General features: G+C 71.1%; 20 protein-coding genes and 1 pseudogene. 15 read left to right on the forward strand and 6 right to left on the reverse strand.

What is annotated here, in order from left to right:
* Window positions 1-100: 100 nt before the first annotated feature.
* The gene (locus tag A0130_12365; protein ANF32362.1) at window positions 101-427 is read left to right on the forward strand and encodes a hypothetical protein; all 327 of its coding nucleotides are present in this window, start codon (window positions 101-103) and stop codon (window positions 425-427) included.
* Here A0130_12365 and A0130_12370 read toward each other — a convergent pair.
* Both A0130_12370 and A0130_12375 read right to left on the reverse strand, forming a co-directional pair.
* Window positions 405-2,117, reverse strand: a complete 1,713-nt coding sequence (locus A0130_12370; GenBank protein ANF32363.1) for a malto-oligosyltrehalose trehalohydrolase — start codon at window positions 2,115-2,117, stop codon at window positions 405-407. The two genes, A0130_12365 and A0130_12370, sit on opposite strands and share 23 nt — an antisense overlap.
* Window positions 2,114-4,378 (reverse strand): malto-oligosyltrehalose synthase, encoded by a 2,265-nt coding sequence (locus A0130_12375; GenBank protein ANF32364.1) that lies wholly within the window; start codon window positions 4,376-4,378, stop codon window positions 2,114-2,116. Before A0130_12375 ends, A0130_12370 begins: the two co-directional genes overlap by 4 nt.
* 135 nt (window positions 4,379-4,513) lie before the next feature.
* On the opposite strand from A0130_12375, the gene A0130_12380 reads away from it, so the two are divergent.
* The 5 genes from A0130_12380 (at window position 4,514) to A0130_12400 (ending at window position 6,590) form a co-directional block, all read left to right on the forward strand.
* A complete protein-coding gene (locus A0130_12380; protein ANF32365.1) occupies window positions 4,514-4,819 on the forward strand; it encodes a hypothetical protein in 306 nt (101 codons plus the stop codon).
* 34 nt (window positions 4,820-4,853) lie between these two features.
* Window positions 4,854-5,411 carry a hypothetical protein gene (locus tag A0130_12385; GenBank protein ANF32366.1) on the forward strand — a complete coding sequence of 186 codons (558 nt, stop codon included), beginning with the start codon at window positions 4,854-4,856 and terminating at the stop codon, window positions 5,409-5,411.
* A gap of 141 nt (window positions 5,412-5,552) precedes the next feature.
* A complete protein-coding gene (locus tag A0130_12390; GenBank protein ANF33424.1) occupies window positions 5,553-5,921 on the forward strand; it encodes a hypothetical protein in 369 nt (122 codons plus the stop codon).
* Window positions 5,922-6,011: 90 nt separating this feature from the next.
* Window positions 6,012-6,185 (forward strand): CsbD-like protein, encoded by a 174-nt coding sequence (locus A0130_12395; protein ID ANF32367.1) that lies wholly within the window; start codon window positions 6,012-6,014, stop codon window positions 6,183-6,185.
* A 135-nt stretch (window positions 6,186-6,320) separates the two neighbouring features.
* Complete coding sequence (locus A0130_12400) at window positions 6,321-6,590, forward strand: hypothetical protein (GenBank protein ID ANF32368.1); 270 nt, start codon at window positions 6,321-6,323, stop codon at window positions 6,588-6,590.
* Here the strand turns inward: A0130_12400 and A0130_12405 are convergent.
* Window positions 6,563-7,513: an AraC family transcriptional regulator gene (locus tag A0130_12405; protein ID ANF32369.1), complete on the reverse strand. Its 951-nt coding sequence runs from the start codon at window positions 7,511-7,513 to the stop codon at window positions 6,563-6,565. The two genes, A0130_12400 and A0130_12405, sit on opposite strands and share 28 nt — an antisense overlap.
* A gap of 112 nt (window positions 7,514-7,625) precedes the next feature.
* On the opposite strand from A0130_12405, the gene A0130_12410 reads away from it, so the two are divergent.
* The gene (locus A0130_12410; protein ID ANF33425.1) at window positions 7,626-7,814 is read left to right on the forward strand and encodes a hypothetical protein; all 189 of its coding nucleotides are present in this window, start codon (window positions 7,626-7,628) and stop codon (window positions 7,812-7,814) included.
* A 150-nt stretch (window positions 7,815-7,964) separates the two neighbouring features.
* Here A0130_12410 and A0130_12415 read toward each other — a convergent pair.
* A pseudogene (locus A0130_12415) lies at window positions 7,965-9,038 on the reverse strand (LacI family transcriptional regulator).
* Window positions 9,039-9,223: 185 nt separating this feature from the next.
* Here A0130_12415 and A0130_12420 point away from each other — a divergent pair.
* The 7 genes from A0130_12420 to A0130_12450 all read left to right on the forward strand — a co-directional run bounded on the left by A0130_12420 (window position 9,224) and on the right by A0130_12450 (window position 15,451).
* The gene (locus A0130_12420; GenBank protein ID ANF32370.1) at window positions 9,224-10,090 is read left to right on the forward strand and encodes an amino acid ABC transporter substrate-binding protein; all 867 of its coding nucleotides are present in this window, start codon (window positions 9,224-9,226) and stop codon (window positions 10,088-10,090) included.
* Window positions 10,091-10,111: 21 nt separating this feature from the next.
* On the forward strand, window positions 10,112-10,900 hold the full coding sequence (locus A0130_12425) for an amino acid ABC transporter permease (GenBank protein ANF32371.1): 789 nt from the start codon (window positions 10,112-10,114) through the stop codon (window positions 10,898-10,900).
* The gene (locus A0130_12430) at window positions 10,897-11,667 is read left to right on the forward strand and encodes a peptide ABC transporter ATP-binding protein (protein ID ANF32372.1); all 771 of its coding nucleotides are present in this window, start codon (window positions 10,897-10,899) and stop codon (window positions 11,665-11,667) included. Before A0130_12425 ends, A0130_12430 begins: the two co-directional genes overlap by 4 nt.
* A complete protein-coding gene (locus A0130_12435) occupies window positions 11,664-12,680 on the forward strand; it encodes an oxidoreductase (GenBank protein ID ANF32373.1) in 1,017 nt (338 codons plus the stop codon). The genes A0130_12430 and A0130_12435 overlap by 4 nt, the downstream gene beginning before the upstream one ends.
* 5 nt (window positions 12,681-12,685) lie before the next feature.
* Window positions 12,686-13,816: a D-amino-acid oxidase gene (locus A0130_12440; GenBank protein ANF32374.1), complete on the forward strand. Its 1,131-nt coding sequence runs from the start codon at window positions 12,686-12,688 to the stop codon at window positions 13,814-13,816.
* 80 nt (window positions 13,817-13,896) lie between these two features.
* Window positions 13,897-14,529, forward strand: coding sequence for a phosphatase (locus A0130_12445; GenBank protein ANF32375.1), 633 nt, complete (start codon window positions 13,897-13,899; stop codon window positions 14,527-14,529).
* Window positions 14,530-14,572: 43 nt separating this feature from the next.
* Window positions 14,573-15,451: an alpha/beta hydrolase gene (locus tag A0130_12450; GenBank protein ANF32376.1), complete on the forward strand. Its 879-nt coding sequence runs from the start codon at window positions 14,573-14,575 to the stop codon at window positions 15,449-15,451.
* Between the two features lie 7 nt (window positions 15,452-15,458).
* Here the strand turns inward: A0130_12450 and A0130_12455 are convergent, their stop codons facing one another.
* Window positions 15,459-15,878, reverse strand: coding sequence for a hypothetical protein (locus A0130_12455; GenBank protein ID ANF33426.1), 420 nt, complete (start codon window positions 15,876-15,878; stop codon window positions 15,459-15,461).
* Window positions 15,879-15,892: 14 nt separating this feature from the next.
* Window positions 15,893-16,912, reverse strand: a complete 1,020-nt coding sequence (locus A0130_12460; protein ID ANF32377.1) for a hypothetical protein — start codon at window positions 16,910-16,912, stop codon at window positions 15,893-15,895.
* 228 nt (window positions 16,913-17,140) lie between these two features.
* Here A0130_12460 and A0130_12465 point away from each other — a divergent pair, with 228 nt between their 5' ends.
* On the forward strand, window positions 17,141-17,611 hold the full coding sequence (locus tag A0130_12465; GenBank protein ANF32378.1) for a hypothetical protein: 471 nt from the start codon (window positions 17,141-17,143) through the stop codon (window positions 17,609-17,611).
* Window positions 17,612-17,719 lie beyond the last annotated feature (108 nt).

The following is a 17,719-nucleotide window of genomic DNA, read 5'->3' on the forward strand; positions in this document are numbered from 1 at the left end:
GTGATCCGAGAGTGAACATCCAGAACGATGGTGGGAAGGCGAAGCGGTACCAGGTCGTTCAGGTGCTGCAGGCGATCGAACGATGGGAGAGTGAGCGGCGATGATCGACTTCACGCATTACAGCTATCGGGTGCTCTGGTCGGCTGAGGACGGAGAGTACATCGGCCAGGTGGCGGAGTTCCCCTCGCTGTCGTGGCTCGGGCCGACCCAGTCCGAGGCGCTGCAGGGGATCGTGGCGCTGGTCGAGGACGTCGTCGAAGATCTTCAGCTGTCCGGGGAGGTGGTGCCGGAACCGTTCTCCGAGCGGCGCTACAGCGGTGAGTTCAAAGTGCGCATCCCGCCGGAGCTCCACCGGAGCCTCGCCATTCAGGCGGCAGAGGAGCATGTGAGCCTCAACCGATTGGTCAGCTCGCGGCTGGCCTCGTGACCCACACCGCCTCCTCGAACGCCGCCACGGTGTCCGCGGGCGGCGCGCCCAGACCGGTGCCCGACAGGGTGACCTCGACCAGCAGGTCGCCGCGGCGGAAGCGGAAGACGCCCTCGCCGTAGGCCACGTCGGTCGCCGGCACGTCGAGAGGGATGTCGCGGCGCAGCGCCGTCAGCGTGCGGTACCAGTCCAGCATCCGTGCGTTCTCGTGCCGCGAGACCTCCGACCAGTCGAGCTTCGAGCGCTCGAACGTCTGCGGGTCCTGCGGGTCGGGCACCACGTCCCGGTCCCAGCCCATCTTCGCGAATTCGGCGATGCGTCCCTCCGCCGTCGCCTTCCCGAGCTCCGGTTCGGGGTGGGAGGTGAAGAACTGCCAGGGGGTCGTGGCCGCCCACTCCTCGCCCATGAACAGCATCGGGGTGAACGGGCCGAGCAGGGTCAGCGCGGCGGCGGCGGCCAGACGGCCGGGATCCAGCGTCGCGGTCAGGCGGTCGCCCGCGGCGCGGTTGCCGATCTGGTCGTGGTCCTGGCTGAAGGCGACCAGGCGCGTGAACGGGATGTCCGGGTCCAGGGGGCGCCCGTGGTGGCGTTCGCGGAAGCTCGACCACGTTCCGTCGTGGAAGAAGCCGCGCTCGAACACCTTCACCAGCGCGCCCGGGTCGGCGAAGTCGGCGTAGTAGCCGGTGGCCTCGCCGGTCAGGTTCGCGTGGATGCTGTGGTGCACGTCGTCGTCCCACTGCGCGTGCAGGCCGAAGCCGTGGTGGGAGCGGCGGCGGATCAGCTTCGGATCGTTGAGGTCGCTCTCCGCGATCAGCGTGCGCGGTCGGCCCGTCTCGCCGGCGAGCTCGTCGGCCAGCATGGCGAGCTCCTCCAGGAGGTGCGTCGCGGTGTGGTCCTGGAGGGCGTGCACCGCATCCAGCCGCAGGCCGTCGACGTGCATCTCGCGCAGCCAGTACTCGGCGTTGTCGAGGATGTAGCGGCGCACCTCGTCCGACAGCGGCCCGTCGAGGTTGATGTTGACGCCCCAGGTGCTGGCGCCCTGCCCCAGGTAGGGGCCGAACTTCGGGAGGTAGTTGCCGCTCGGTCCGAGGTGGTTGTAGACGACGTCCTGGATCACGGCGAGGCCGCGCCGGTGGCAGGCCTCGACGAACCGCTGGTAGGCCGCGGGGCCGCCGTACTGCTCGTGCACGGCGTACCAGAGCACGCCGTCGTAGCCCCAGTTGTGCGTGCCGTTGAAGGCGTTCACGGGCAGCAGTTCGATGGCGTCGACGCCCAGGTCGACCAGGTGGTCGAGCCGGTCGAGGGCGGAGTCCAGCGTCCCCTCGGGCGTGAAGGTTCCGATGTGGAGCTCGTAGACGACCGCGCCGGTGAGGTCGCGACCCTCCCAGGCGCCGTCCTCCCAGGCATGTGCGCGCGGGTCGAACTCGCGGCTCAGCTGGTGGACGCCGCGCGGCTGGCGCAGCGAACGGGGGTCCGGGAACGGTCCGTCGCCGTCGACCACGAACCCGTAATCGACAGGCGCGTCCGGGAGGCCGGGGGACTCGGCCAGCTCCCACCAGCCGCCGGCCGGGGCGTCCGGAGTCGACGGCAGCGAGGTCAGCGGGAACGTCCCGAGACCATCGATCACGACATCCACGGTCCGTGCGCCGGGCGCCCAGACCGGGAAGGGTCGGTCGCCGTACGCGCTCATCGAGTCACCGCCAGAAGGGCGACGGGGTAGCGTTCGAAGACGGTGGCGAGCGGCACGCGCCCGCGGAACTCACGGCCGGTGAGTTCGTCTCGCACAGCCTCGTCACCGAGGTCGACCGTGGTGTCGGCCCAGCCGCCGGTGGCGGAGAGTCCGACGGGCAGGCGCGTGGCGAGGGCGATGGCGCCGCCTCGGTCGAAGCCGACGAGGTGGCCGGCCCGCGAGCCCTCCGCGTAGACCGGGCGGTAGCCGGTGAACAGCTCCGGCCGGTCGCGCAGCAGGCGGAGCGCGCGGGAGGTGACCAGCACCTTGGCCGCGCCCGAGGAGTCGATCTCGGGCTGCCATCCCTCGTCGATGTGTGCGAGCAGGCCGGCGGAGACGTCGAACTCGACGGGGCGGCGGTTGTCGGGATCGACCAGCGACCGCTCCCAGCGCTCGGAGCCCTGGTAGACGTCCGGCCGGCCGGGGCTCAGAAGCTGGAGCAGTTTGGCGCCGAGGCCGTTGCTCGCGCCGGGCACGTCGAGCACCGCCGCCAGCGCCTCCACTTCGGCGTGCACCCGCTCGTCGTCGAAGGCGGCGTCGATCGCCGCGCTCATGCTGGCCTCTAACTCCTCGTCCGGGTCGGTCCAGGAGGTGGAGGCGCCGGCCTCGCGCGCCGCCTTCAGCGCGTAGTCCTGCAACCGCTCGCGCGAGGCGGGCCAGGCGCCGACGACCGCCTGCCAGAGCAGGCTCTCCAGCGACCCGTCGCCGAAGCCGACCCGCTCGCGCACCGTGCGCAGGAACCGCTCGAACCGTCCGGGCAGCTCCGCGAGCACGGCGATCCGGGCGCGTGTGTCCTCGCCGCGCTTCGTGTCGTGGGTCGAGAGGACCGTCATGGAATCCGGGAGCCGGTGCTGCCGGTCCTCCTGCCGCCGGTGGAACTCCTCCGGCGACAGCGCGAACTCGGACGGGTCGCCGCCGACCTCGGTCAGCGACGTCAGCCGGGTGAACCGGTAGAAGGCGTTGTCCTCGACGCCCTTCGCCATGATCGCGCCGGTGGTCTGCTCGAAGCGCTCGCCGAGGCGGTCGCCGATGCGGGCGATGACGGGCGCGAGGTCGGGCCGGGACTCGGCGGTGGCCAGGCGCGCCTCCTCCAGGTACTCGGCGCCGAACGGCAGGTAGCTGCGGTACACCGGGAACCAGGCGGCCAGCTCTGCGACAGCGTCCGCGGTCTCCTCGTCTGTCCCCTCGCCCAGCTCGCGCACGACCCGCAGCACCTCGGAGCGCAGGATGCTGTCGGCCACGGCGCGCTTGCGGCGGTGGACCAGTTCGGTCCAGTCCTGGTTCTCCTCGCGATCGTCCAGCTCGCCGGCCAGGGCGGTCAGCGGTCCCTCCCCGGCGGGGTCGACGAAGACCCGGTCGATCACGCCGAGCGCGTCGTAGCCGGTGGTGCCCTGGACGGGCCAGTCGGGCATCCGCTCGTCTCCCTCGATGATCTTCTCGACCCAGATCGGGGCGTCGCCCGCCAGGGCGCGCAGCCGTTCGAGGTACTGGCCGGGATCGCGCAGGCCGTCCGGGTGGTCGACGCGGAGGCCGTCCACGAGTCCCTCGTGCAGCCAGCGGCCGATCTCGCGGTGGGTGTCGTCGAAGACCTGCTGGTCCTCCACGCGGAGGCCGGCCAGCGTGGTCACGGCGAAGAAGCGGCGGTAGTTCATCTCGGCGTCCGCCCGGCGCCACGACATCAGCTCGTAGCTCTGGCGGTCGTGCACCTCGCGCGGGGTGCCCTCGCCGGTGCCGGGAGCGATCGGGAACCGGTGGTCGTAGTACCGGAGCTCGCCGTCTTCGACGCGCAGCGCATCCAGCTCGTCCGGGCCGTCGCCCAGCACGGGCAGCCGCAGCTTGCCGCGGCCGAACTCCCAGTCGATGTCGAAGTACGGAGCGTAGCGGGACTTCTGCCCGTGGGTGAGCAGGTCCCACCACCAGGCGTTCACCGCGGGGGTGGCGACGCCCATGTGGTTCGGGACGATGTCCACGAGCACCTTCAGACCCCGCGCGTGCGCTGCGTCGGAGAACTCCTGCAGCGCCTCGGGGCCGCCGCGGGACGCATCCACCCGGCTGTGGTCGACGACGTCGTAGCCGTGCATCGAGCCGGGCTCGGCTTCGAGCAGCGGGGAGAGGTAGACCCAGTCGGCGCCGAGACGCTGGATGTGGTCGAGCACCTGCGCGGCGTCGCGGAGAGTGAAGTCGGGGGAGATCTGAAGGCGGTAGGTGCTCACGTCGTTCATTCTCCGGGAGCGCGGCCTCCGCGAGCAGGCCTTGAAATCCTTGCCCAGGGAGATTGCTAGACAAGCAAGCAATATGATTAGACTAACTACACGTACGTCCGTAGAACAGGGCGTACTAGAAAGGAAGCGGCGGGGATGGGCGTGCTCAACTACGGCGGAACGGACTACCTGTTCGGCGATCGACTGCTGTCGCATCTGCAGGTCGTGATCACCACGAAGCTCCGCCGCCGGGAGTCGTTCACGCTCAGCTGGATCCCGGACGGCGAAGGCGGACGCGAGGCGATCTGGGTCGACAACGGCCTGCCGATCCGGTTCCGCTACGACGAGTCGACCATCGCGCCCCTCAATCGCGAGTGGCTGGACGCCCTCATGGACGGCACCCACCGGCCCAACGGACTGCTCGTCATGCCCGAGCCGGTTCTGAGTGCGGCCAGAAGCTAGACAGCCTCTTTACTCGGTGCCCTATCGTTAAGCCATGACGTCCGATACGCAGGAATCGGCGCGCCACTACTGGTACCAGGACGAGCCGGAGGATCGCTCGCGCGGCCTCGCGGTGCTGGAGGCCATGCGCGCCTTCGGTGCCGCCGAATCCGCCATGCGCCGCCGCTCGGAAGGCGTGCTCCGGATGAGCGAGAACGACGTGTCCGCGATGCGCTACCTGCTGCGGGCGGCTGAGGAGGGCCGCACCGTCGGGCCGAAGGAGCTCGCCGAGTACCTGGGGATCCAGAGCTCCTCCGTCACCGCGCTGCTCGACCGCCTCGAGCGAGCCGGGCACATCCGGCGCGAGGCCAGCCCGTTCGACCGGCGCGCCCTGATCGTCGTACCGGTCGTTCCCCAGGACGAGCTCCAGCGCGCCATCCTCGGCGACATGCGCGATGAGCTCGTCACGGTCGCCGCCTCGCTGACCCCGGAGGATGCGCGCATCGTCGTCGACTTCCTCCGCCGGATGCGCGACGCCGTCGACGGGATCGACGCGGGCCGCAACGTGCACGGTCCGAACCTCGGGCGTCCGCGCGTCGGCGGCACCGCGTAAAATCGCCCCATCGACGATCAGAACGCCGGGGGCTACTGGTACGACCGTGCCGACTCCCACACCGTGGAGGTCCTGAACGCGCTGCGCGAGTACCGCGCGGCCGAACAGGCCATGCGCCGCCGTACCCGCGACTCGATGCGGATGGGCGAGAACGACTTGCGCGCGCTGCGCTTCCTGCTGAAGCGCCAGAACGAGGACGACCCGGCCACGCCGGCCGAGCTGGGCGCCTTGCTGAAGCTGAAGTCGTCCTCGGTCACTGCGATGCTCGACCGCCTCACCATCGCCGGCTGGGTGAGCCGCCGGCCGCATCCACGCGACCGCCGCTCCCTTGTGATCGTGGCGACGCCCGGCGCGGATGAGGAGGTCCGGCACACGCTGGACGCGATGCACCGCCGGATGCTGGCCGCCGCCTCCGAGCTCGACGAGCGGGAGGCGGACGTCGTGACCGGCTTCCTGGGGCGCATGTCGGATGCGCTCGACGCGTTGGACCGGCGGGACGCGTCTGGCTGAGTGCCCGGTGAGACCTCGCTGATCGGGGGTAGACCCGCTCCCCGGACGGTGGGAACGTCTGTGGCGAATCGGACCACGAAAGGGGACGTCATGGGACTCGACGACAAGATCGAGAACGCCGGCGAGAAGCTGGGCGGCAGCGCCAAGGAGGCCACCGGCAAGGCGACCGGCGACGAGCGCCTCGAAGCCGAGGGCAAGGGCGACCAGGCAAAAGCCGACCTCAAGCAGGCCGGTGAGAAGGTCAAGGACGCCTTCAAGAACTGACTGACGCTTCATCCCGACGTCCCCGCGTGGTCCGACCACGCGGGGACGTCGTCGTCTAGGGCGCCGGCGGCTTCATCTCCGGTTCAGCACACGTTCATCTTTCGTACACCGCGTCCGCGGAGTAGTTTCCGCTGCATGGGAGACCGATCGGAGCGCGCTCGGGCCCGGCGGCTCGCCGGGGTGGGCGGCGTGCTCGCGGCGCTCGCCCTGATCGCGACCGTGGCGCTGGCGGTCGCCATCCCGACCCAGGGAGAGAATCCTCGTGCCTGGGGTGTGGTGATGTGCGGGCTCGTCACCGTCGCCCTCTGCGCCGATCTGGCGGTGCGCAACTGGCGGCTGCTGCGCCACTACCGCGGCGACGACCTGATGCCGCGGCGTCAGACCCGCGCGAAAGCGGCGCGGTAGCGCGTCGGCGGGACCCCGACCTCCGCGTCGAAGTGGTGTCGCAGGAGGGTGGCGCTGCCGAAGCCGCACTGCCGGGCCACCTCGTCGATCGGGAGGTCGGTGGTCTCCAGCAGCAGTCGCGCGTGCAGGACGCGCTGGGTCGTGAGCCACTGCATCGGGGGAACGCCGGTCTCGGCGACGAACCGGCGCGAGAAGCTGCGGGTCGACATGTGCACGCGCTCGGCGAGGCTGCCGACGGTGTGCGTCTCGTCGAGGCGACCGGTGAGGTCGTCGAGCAGTTCACTGAAGGTGTCGTCCTCGCAGTCGCTGACCGGCTTGTCGATGTACTGGCGCTGGCCGCCGTCGCGCTGCGGAGGGACCACCATGTTGCGCGCGATCGTGTTCGCGACCGCGCTGCCGAGCTCGCGGCGGACGAGGTGGAGGCTGGCGTCGATGCCGGCGGAGGTGCCCGCGCTGGTGATGATGCGGCCGTCGTCGACGAAGAGGACGTCCGGATCCACCCGGGCCGCGGGGAAGCGGCGCTGCAGGGCCTCGGCGTAGCGCCAATGCGTGGTGACGTCGCGCCCGTCGAGCAGGCCGGCGGCGCCCAGGGCGAACGCGCCGGAGCAGACACTGAGCAGGATGGCGCCGCGGTCGTAGGCGCGTCGGAGCGCCTCCAGGAACTCCGGCGGGTACTCGTCGCGGACGGTCGCGGCGGGGACGGCGATCAGGTCGGCGTCCTCCATCGCTTCGAGTCCGTAGGGCGCGGTCAGGGTGACGCCGGTCGGGTTGACGATCGGCTTCGACGGGTCGACGGCGCAGACGCGGAAGTCGAACGGCTCCAGCCCCGCGTAGCTGCGGTCGAGGCCGAAGACCTCGCAGACGACGCCGAACTCGAACATGGCGAAGTCGTCGATGAGGGGGACCGCGACGGATCGGATCATGCCCTCAGTGTAGTGGCCGGATCTTTACGAAGATAGACCTGAAGCCATCTCGTGACCGGATATTTACGTTCGTAACGTAGAGGACATGGCGAACACGACTTGGACACAGGGAATCGACCACGGCTGGGTGGCACGCCCGGCGCGGAGGAGCGGCGGCCGGGCTGTCGAGCGGCGGCGCTTCCGCCTCAGCGATTGGCTGCCGGCCGCGATCCTCGCCCGCGGGGGATCGGTCTCGCGCGAGACCGACCGCGCGCTCAGCGACCTCCGCGCGGCAGCATCCGCCCGCGAGACCGGCCGCTGACCTCCGCGCTCGCGGCGATTCGTGACGAATCGCGGCGATTCGTCACGAATCGCGCCCATTCGTGACGAATCGGAGTGGGGGATGGCGACCGCGGGGCTGAACGGGGACGAGCACATTCGGCACGAATCGGCACGAGTCAGGGGAGGCGGTGCTCGCGGCGACCGGCGGGGGAGCGACGGACGCGCGGCGGACCAGGCCTGCGTCGAAGACGACGGCCTCGTCGTCCACCCGCTCCCCGCTGATGCGCTGCAGCGCGAGGCGTGCGGCGGCCGCGCCCAGTTCGTAGATGGGCTGCTCGACGACGGTGAGGGGCGGCGTCGTGATGCCGGTCCACTCGGGGTTGTCGAACGCGATGAGCGATACGTCGTCCGGGATGCGGAGCCCGAGCGTGCGGATGGTCTGGAACACGGTCATCGCGATGAGGCTGTCCGACGCGATCACGGCGGTCGCCGGGTCGGGGCCGGTGAGCAGCTCCCGCGCGACGGCATCCACGCCACGGCGGCGGGCGTCGAGCCGGATGTCGCGCTCCGGTGACGGGATGCCCGCGTCGGTGAGCGCCTCCATGACGCCGGCCACGCGGTCCGCGACGCTCGACATCGTGATGGTGTCGCCCGGAGCGTAGACCCCGGCCGGGTGATCGTGGGTCGAGATGAACGCGATCCGGCGGTGGCCCTCGGTGAGCAGTTCCGCCGTCGCGCGAGCGGCCGCGGTGCGGTTGTCGACGGTGACGGAGTCGTAGCGTCCGTCCTGGTCGCGCCGGTCGAGCAGCACCAGCGGACGGCCGGCGGCCCCCGCGTTCGCCAGGTGGTCGACCCGCGCCGAGGACGCCGGAGCCACGATCAGCGCATCCACCTGCTTGTCGAGAAGGAGGTCCACGGCCGCCTCCTCGGCGTCCACGTCCTCGTCGGAGTTGGTGAGGATGACGTCGTACCCGGCCTTGCTGGCGACGTCGGAGATGCCGCGCATGGCGTGGGCGAAGAACGGGTTCTCGATGTCGCCGACGACCACGCCGATCGTGTTGGAGCGGCCGGTGTTCATCGAGCGGGCCAGCGCGTTCGGGCGGTAGTTCAGCTCCTCCGCGGCGGCCAGCACGCGTGACCGGACGGCCTCGCTCACCTGGCCGTAGTCGCCGAGCGCGCGGGCGGCCGTCGCCTTGGAGACCTTCGCCGCGCGGGCGATGTCGGCCACCGTGACGGCGCGGCGGGACGCGGGGCGTGGGGACATTCGCTGACCCTTCCTGGTCGCGGTCCCGGTGTTGACGAACCCGGGAAACGTGTTGTAGCGTCCCAGAAAACCAACTGAGACCGGTCTCAGCGTAATCGCCAGAGACCGGTCTCAGCAACCAGGAGATCGACGAGGATCGCACGTCCCCTTCCTCGCCGTCCCGCCCCCACACGATTGGACCCGCAGTGAAACGACGCACCATCCTCCGGCCGGCAGCGCTGCTCGCTGCCGCGGCCTCCGCGGCCCTGGTTCTCGCGGCCTGCAGCGCAGGCGGCGCTTCCGGCGCCTCGACGAAGGACAACCCCTACGGCCTCATCGAAGCGAGCACCGTCCGCGTTGCGAGCCTCGGCGACTCCAAGCCGTACACGTTCACTGACGCGAGCGGGAACTTCACCGGCTTCGACGTCGAGCTGTTCACCGACGTGGCGAAGCGCGCCGGCATCGGCAAGCCGGTCTTCACCGGCCAGGACTTCTCCGGCCTCCTCGCGGCCGTCGCGAACCACCAGTTCGACGTCGGCGTCGCCGCCATCGGCATCACCGACGAGCGCAAGAAGACGGTCGACTTCTCCGACGGCTACCTCGCCGGCTACCTGACCGTGCTCACCACCAAGACGAGCGGCATCGACTCCAAGGACGACCTCGCGGGCAAGCGCCTCGGCGTCGTGCAGGGCACCCTGCAGGAGGCCTACGCCGTCAAGAACTTCCCGAAGGCGAGCCTCGTCCGATTCCCGGACAACAACGCGGCCGTCTCGGCACTCAACAGCGGCTCGGTGGACGCGCACTTCCTCGACTACGAGGCCGCGAAGAGCTACGTCGCGCAGTACCCCGCCCTCAAGGACGCGGACGACATCCCCTCGTTCGACGCCCCCGCCGGCTTCGCCATCGCCAAGGGCAACCCCGCCCTCAAGAACGCGCTGAACAAGGCGCTCCACGCGGCGATGGAGGACGGCACCTGGAAGAAGCTCTACCAGAAGTGGTTCCCGGGCTCGCCGATGCCCGAGCAGTACCTGCCGAAGGCGGAGCAGACCTCGACGCCGACCCCGTCGAAGTAACAGCACCGCAGGGAGATCCCCATGGACTGGCTCACCACCATCACGCACACCTTCTTCGATATCCCGTCGATGCTGCAGGTCTTCCCGCAGCTGCTGGGCGTCGGACTCGTCAACACGCTGATCATCTCGATCGCGGCGACCGTCATCGGCGTCGTGCTCGGCATGGTGGTCGCCGTCATGGGGATCTCCACCTCCCGCTGGCTGCGCATCCCCGCCCGCGTCTACACGGACATCTTCCGCGGACTGCCGGCGATCCTCACCATCCTGCTCATCGGCCAGGGCTTCGCGCGGTTCTCGCAGTCGATCTTCGGACCGTCGCCGTACCCGCTCGGCATCCTCGCGCTGTCGCTGATCGCGGCTGCGTACATCGGCGAGATCTTCCGTGCCGGCATCCAGAGCGTCGACAAGGGGCAGCTGGAGGCGTGCCGCGCGCTCGGCCTCAGCTACGCCAAGGCGATGGCGCTCGTCGTGGTGCCGCAGGGCGTCCGGCGCGTCCTTCCGGCGCTGGTGAACCAGTTCATCGCGATCGTGAAGGACTCGAGCCTCGTGTACTTCCTCGGCCTGCTGGTCGGCGAACGCGAGCTGTTCCGGGTCGGCCAGGATGCGGCGGTGCTCACGGGCAACCTGTCGCCGCTGGTGCTCGCCGGACTGTTCTACCTGGTCATCACCGTTCCGCTCACCCACCTCGTCAACTACTTCGACAACCGGTTCCGCACCGGTCGCCGCAAGCCGGCGCCGCCGAAGAGCGGACTGGACGAGCTGGACGAGGTCCAGCCGCCCGCGCCCCTCACCCTCGGGAGCAACACATGACGTACACCTCGCCCCTTCCCGCCCAGACGACCCCGGAGTTCACGAGCTCCTCGCTCGACCTGGTCGACCTGACGATGGCCTACGGCGACATCGACGTGCTCCGCGGCGTGTCGATCTCCGTCCCGGCCGGCACCACGACCTGCATCATCGGCCCCTCGGGGTCGGGCAAGTCGACGATGCTGCGCGGCATCAACCGGCTGCACGAACCCAAGAGCGGTGATGTGCGACTGGCCGGCGAGAGCATCCTGGGCACGAAGCCGGACGCACTGCGCCGCCGGATCGGCCTCGTGTTCCAGCACTTCAACCTGTTCCCCGACCACACCGCGCTCGAGAACGTCATGCTCGCGCTGCGCAGCGTGAAGGGGATGCCGAAGGCGGAGGCGCGCCGGATCGCCGAGGAGCGCCTCACCGAGGTCGGCCTCGGCGAGCGGATGGACCACCGGCCGCGCGACCTCTCCGGAGGCCAGCAGCAGCGCGTCGCGATCGCCCGGGCCCTCGCCATGGAGCCGGAGGTGATGCTCTTCGACGAGGTCACCAGCGCGCTCGACCCCGAGCTCGTCAAGGGCGTCCTCAACCTCATGGCCGACCTGGGCCGTCGCGGGATGACCATGGTGGTGGTCACCCACGAGATGAACTTCGCCCGCAAGGTGGCCGACCAGGTCGTCTTCATGGACGAGGGGAAGGTCGTCGAGGCCGGTCGCCCGGAGGACCTGTTCGACCGTCCGCAGAGCCCGCGTCTGCAGCGCTTCCTGTCGGAGGTGCTGTGAGCGGCGCGCCGCTCCGTGTCGGCCTCATCGGGTACGGCGTCGCGGGGCGGGTGTTCCACGCGCCGTTCCTCGCGGCGGATCCCGCGTTCGACCTGGCGGCAGTGGTCACGTCGCAGGCCGACCGGCTGGCGGCCGCCCACCCGTCCGCCGTCGCCATGCCCGATGTGGACGCGCTGCTCACGCATCCCGGGCTCGACCTGGTCATCGTCGCCTCGCCGACGCCGTTGCACGTCGCGCACGCCACGGCCGCGGTCGATGCCGGGATCGCGACCGTCGTCGACAAGCCGTTCGCGCCGGACTCCGCGTCCGGCCAGGCGCTCGTCGAGCGGGCCGCGGCCGCCGGGGTACCGTTCACGGTCTTCCAGAACCGCCGCTGGGACGGCGACTTCCTCACCCTCCGCCGACTCGTCGGCGAGGGCGCGCTCGGCGATGTCCGGCGCTTCGAGTCGCGGTTCGAGTGGTGGAAGCCGTCGGCCGACGACTCCTGGAAGTCGACCACCGACGCGCGCGAGGGTGGCGGCATCCTGTTCGACCTCGGGGCGCACCTGATCGACCAGGCGCTGCTGCTGTTCGGCCCGGCCGAGGTCGCCCACGCCGAGGTCCGGAACCGCCGTGGCGGCGCGGCCGACGACGACGTGTTCGTCGTCCTGGAGCACGCGTCGGGCACGACCAGCCACCTCTGGATGAGCGCCGTCGCGCCGATCACCGGTCCGCGATTCCGCGCGCTCGGCTCCCGCTCCGGTTTCGTCTCCTGGGGCCTCGACCCGCAGGAGCCGCAGCTCGTGGGCGGGATGCGCCCCGGCGACCCCCGCCTCGGCCGCGCGGACTCTCCGGCCCGCCTCGGCACCGACGCGCACCCGGATGAGGTGCCGCTCGTCCCCGGCGACTACGCCGGCTTCTACCGTCAGCTCGCCGCCGCCCTCCGGGACGGCACACCCCTTCCGGTCGACCCGCTGGACAGCCTCGCTGTCCTCGACCTGATCGACACCATCCACTCGCAGAACCGAAAGTGAGCACCATGACCGCCACATCCATCCGTTCCCGCGTCGTCGTCATCGGCGGCGGCGTGCTCGGCGTCTCGACCGCCACCCAGCTGGTCCGTCAGGGCGCCGAGGTGACCCTGCTCACCGAGGGCGAGCTGGCCAGCGGCGCGAGCGGCCGTTCCCTCTCGTGGCTGAACACCGCCGGACTGCGCTCGCCGGAGTACCACGCGCTGCGCCAGCTCGGCATCGACCGGTACCGCACCCTCGCCGCTCGCGAGGACGTGTCGGCGTTCCTCCGCTTCGACGGCGGACTGACCTGGGCGCCGGAGGGCGAGAGCTTCCGTCCGGTCATCGAGCACGAGCGCAGCATCGGCTACGACGCGCAGTGGGTCACCGCCGACGAGGTCGCCTCGGTGACGCCCGGCGTCGACCCGGCGGCGGTCGCATCCGAGGGCGCGATCTTCAACCCGGGCGAGGGATGGGTCGACCTGCCGTCGCTCATCCAGCACCTCGCCGCGGAGTTCACCGCGCGCGGCGGCTCGCTGATCACGGGCGCCGGGCACGTCGACGTCGTGGTGGAGGACGGTCGCGCGGTCGGCGCCGTGGCCTCCGACGGTCGCCGCTTCGACGCCGACGCCGTGCTGCTCGCCACCGGTCCCGGCGTCCCGGCCCAGGTCGCCGAGCACGGCATCGCGATCGAAGACGGCAGCCCCGCCGCGCTTCTCGTCTGGACCAAGCCGGTCGACACGCAGCTGACCGCGGTGCTCAACACGCCGAACGTCGCCGTGCGACCCACCCCGACCGGCGCGCTCGCGCTCGACTCGGCCTGGTCGGAGGAGTCGTTGGTCGTCGGCGACGACGGCTCGATCGCAGTGCCCGAGGGCATCGTCGACCGGCTGCTGGTGGAGGCGTCCCGCGTCCTCGCCGGCAACCCCGCGCTCGAGCTGGACGGCTTCGGGATCGGCGGCAAGCCCATCCCGGGCGACGGCGAGCCGGTGCTCGGCGAGCTGGACCAGATCGACGGCTACTTCGTCGCCTTCACGCACAGCGGCGCGACGCTCGGACTGATCGCGGGGGAGCTCCTCGCCCGCGAGATCCTCACCGGCGAGAAGTCGCCGCTGCTGGAGACGTTCCGCCCGGCGCGGTTCTCGGCCGCGCTGGTGTGAGGGATGCGGAGGGGGCAGGTGGGATGGCCCCCTCCGCGCATGACCCGGCCGCCTCGGGAGCCGTCTCCTAGACTCGACCTGTGCACGAGATCGAGGCGGCCGGGTTCCTGTTCGACATGGACGGCACGCTCGTCGACTCCACCGCCATCGTCGAGCACGTGTGGACGGAGTTCTGCCGCCGGCACGGTCTCGACCCGGTCGAACTGCTGGCGTTCGCGCACGGGCGTCAGGCCGGCGACACGATCGCGCGCTTCCTGCCGCAGCTGACGCACGCCGAGCTTGCTCAGTTGGCGGCCGGACTCGTCGCCGAGGAGCTGACCCGCACGGAAGGGATCGTCGAGATCCCGGGAGCTGCGGCCTTCATCACGGCGCTGGCGGACGACGGGGCGAAGATCGCCGTGGTCACCAGCGCCCCGCGCGACCTCGCGGTGACGCGGATGCGCGCCGCCGGCATCCCGGTCCCGGTGGTGCTCGTGGCCGCCGAGGACGTCGAGCGCGGCAAGCCCGATCCGCAGGGGTACCTGCTCGCGGCCGAGCGGCTCGGTGTGCCGATCGGCGAGTGCGTCGTGTTCGAGGATGCGGAGGCCGGGTTGACGGCAGCCGTCGCCTCGGGCGCCCGCGTGGTCGTCGTCGGCGAGCACGAGTCCGGCGTCACCGCGGGGCTGCCGCGGCTGCACGACTACGCCGGCCTGACGGCGGTCGTCGCCTCCTGATCCGTGCATTGTGCCCGCCCACCCGGGCGCGCATGATCGCACTATGGGCACCAAGAGCGCTCCCCGCCGGCTGCCGCGACGTCCCGCGTCGGGCCTCGCGGAACGGTGGACGACGGTCGACGGCATCGACGTCTTCTACCGGGAGTCGATGAGCCCGCCCGACGCGCCGGCGATGATGCACGTGCACGGATTCGGCCTGTCCGGGCGGTACCTCCTGCCCACCGCGGAACGGCTGGCGGACGACTTCCACACGCTCGTCCCCGACCTGCCCGGATTCGGACGCAGCGGCCGCGCGCCGCACGGGCTCGACATCCCGGACCTGGCGCGCGCGGCAGCGCGGTTCCTCGACGACCGGGGGATCGAGCGGGCGACGCTGGTCGGCAACTCGATGGGATGCCCGGTCATCCTGGAGTTCGCCCACCACTACCCCGAGCGGATCGACCGGGCCGTGCTCGTGTCGCCCGCGGGCGGCGTGCACAACCAGCCGCTGCGGCGCGCGGTCGGGCAGCTGTCGCGCGACGGCGTCCGGGAGCCGCCCCGGATGGTGACCGTCGCCGCTCCCGACTATCTGCGGTTCGGGGTGCCGAGCACGGTGAGGATGTTCCGGGCGCTCACGCAGTACCCGTCGCTCGCGCGGCTGCTCGACCTCAGCATCCCGACGCTCGTCGTCGTGGGCGAGCGCGACCCGTTGATGCCACACCACCAGCGGGTGCGCGAGGTCGCGGAGCAGACGGACAACCACGTGCTCGTGGTGGCGATCGAGGGGGCCGCGCACGCGATCAACTTCAGCCACCCGGGCGGGCTGGCCCACGCCATCCGGCTGTTCATGGCCGACGAGCCCATCGTCGACGACCCGAACTCGCCCGGGCACGCCCGACTGTGGGAGGTGCACCGCAGCCCGCACCTGCCGCCCGCCGGTTGAGCGCGGGTCAGCGACCGCAGATCGTGCGGCGCACCCAGGCGTCCGCGTCCTGCGGCGCCAGCTCGCCCGAGCGGATCAGCCGCACGAAGTCGAGGGCGTGATCGGTGAGCCATCCGTCCGCGGAGTCGGGCGCGTCCCGCCCCACGTGGATGGACAGCCAGCGCGTCAGCCGCGGACCGATGCGGGCGGCCACGGCGACGATCCCGGCGAAGTGCCGGGCCTGACCCTCGGTTCCGTCGTCGACGTGCCGGCGGAACCCGCGGCCGCGGATGCGGTTGGACCCGCCGCGTCCGGCGTCGACCGGCCAGAGCACTCCGCGACGGACCCCCGCGACGTCATGGCCCAGGCGGCGGAGGAACTCGCGCTCGTTCGAGGTCCTCGCTGCGACGCGGGAGCAGGCGTCCGCCAGCTCGGCGCACGCGTCCACGCCTGTCCCGGCGCTCACGGCGTGCCCCCGGTCAGCAGCGCCTCGGCGCCGGCCTGCCACCACACCCCGGCGGCGGGCCCGCCGTTGCAGGTGCCGTCGCTGACACCCGGATGCTTCACCCAGAGCAGCGCGTCCAATCGGGTATCGGCGCCCTCCGTCACCTGCGGGTCCTGGCCGAGCTTGGCGCGGGACGGGTTGCACCAGGTGCCGGTCCAGCCGTTGCTGTTGCGGGACACGTCGATGACGTAGTGCTTCCAGCCGATCTTGGACGAGAGCTTGCCGGCGTAGTCGCGCTCGCTCTGCGTCTTGTCGAAGTTGGACACGTTCGTGAAGAAGCCGTGCGCCTTGTCCACCCCGGCCTTCTGGAGCCACGCGGCCTGCGCGGACGGGGAGAGCCACCGCGCGTTCCCGCCGTCGAGGTAGGTGGCGACTCCTGCCGACTCCAGGATGCCGACCGACGTCTTCAGCAGCGGCAGCCGTACCGCGGCCGAGCCGTCGCACTTCGTGTCGGCGAGCATGGCGAGGGAGTCCGGTTCGAGCAGCACGACCGCGTGACTGCCGCGGAGCGTGGCCGCCATGGTGCGGATCCAGGGCAGGTACTGGTCGGCGGCGAGCCCGCCCTTCGAGTAGCCGCCGCAGTCGCGATTCGGGATGGCGTACGCCACGAACACCGGAGTCGCACCTTGCTTCTTCGCGTCGGTGACGTCGTTCGTCAATTCGGTCACCAACCGGTCGCCCTGGAACCACTCGCCGAGCCAGACGGCGGTGGGCACCGCGGCGATCCGGCTCGCGATGAGGGCGCCCTCGGTGTCTCCCTGCTGCTCCAGGCGCTTCGCCGCGGCCGCCGCCTCGGTGTTCGGGTCGAGGTAGAGCTGTGAGGACTGGAAGGCGCGAGGACTCCCGGTCGGCGTCGGCGAGGACGAGGGCGTGGCGGCGACGGGGGTGGTCGACGGACGCGTCACCCCGAAGACGACCCCGGCCGCGACGATGACGGCGGCCACCGCGAGCGTCGCGACGACGATCGGTCTGCGCATCCCATCCCCCGTTCCGTGCCGCTTCGGAAGCCACACCATAACAGCGCCGGGTGCGCGGTATCCGTGTCGCCCGGATTGGGGTACAAGATCGTGTCCTCCAAACGACCCACAGACCGAACTTTCTGGCTATGCTCGCCTCTGTCACACCCGAGTTACTCCCTTGAGCCCTGCGGAGCCGGACCCGAACCCCGGCCTGCAGGAGAACCCGAACGCTGCAAAGGACGTATCGTGCACACCACCTCCTACAACCACGCCCACGACAAGGCCCAGCTGCTCGCGCGTCGCCACGAGCGCGACCTGCACTGGGCCAAGGAGCGTCGCCGGCAGCACGAGCGCGAGACCGCCGAGGCGCGCGCCGTGCTCGCCGCGCCCCCGCTCCGCCTGGCCCGGACGACGCTGTGGACGGCGGGCGTGCTCCTCCTGGCGGTGGCCGGCGGCTGGGCGGCTGCGCTCGCCCTGCTCCCGGCGGCGTGGGTCGGCATGCTCGACGCGACCGCCACCGCCGCCGCGGTCGCCGTGCTGCTCGGAGCCACGATCGGCCTCGGCCGCGTCCGCTCGCGGCGCGCGGCGGCCCGAGCGCTGCTCCGCTCGCGTGAGGCGCGCCTGTCGCACACGCAGTTCCACATCCACGAGAGCGTGCACTCGTTCATCGACGCGCGCGTGGATGTGGTGAACACGCGGCAGACCGTCTCGGCCTGACGCGTCCTCCCGCGCTGCGCGACCATTGCCTGCATTTCTATAATCGAACGGTGCCCCCGATCGATGACGGCGCCGCGACGACAGCGCCTCCTCTGCAGACCCTGTCCC

The organism is Leifsonia xyli (genome assembly GCA_001647635.1).
Taxonomy (GTDB): domain Bacteria; phylum Actinomycetota; class Actinomycetes; order Actinomycetales; family Microbacteriaceae; genus Leifsonia; species Leifsonia xyli_A.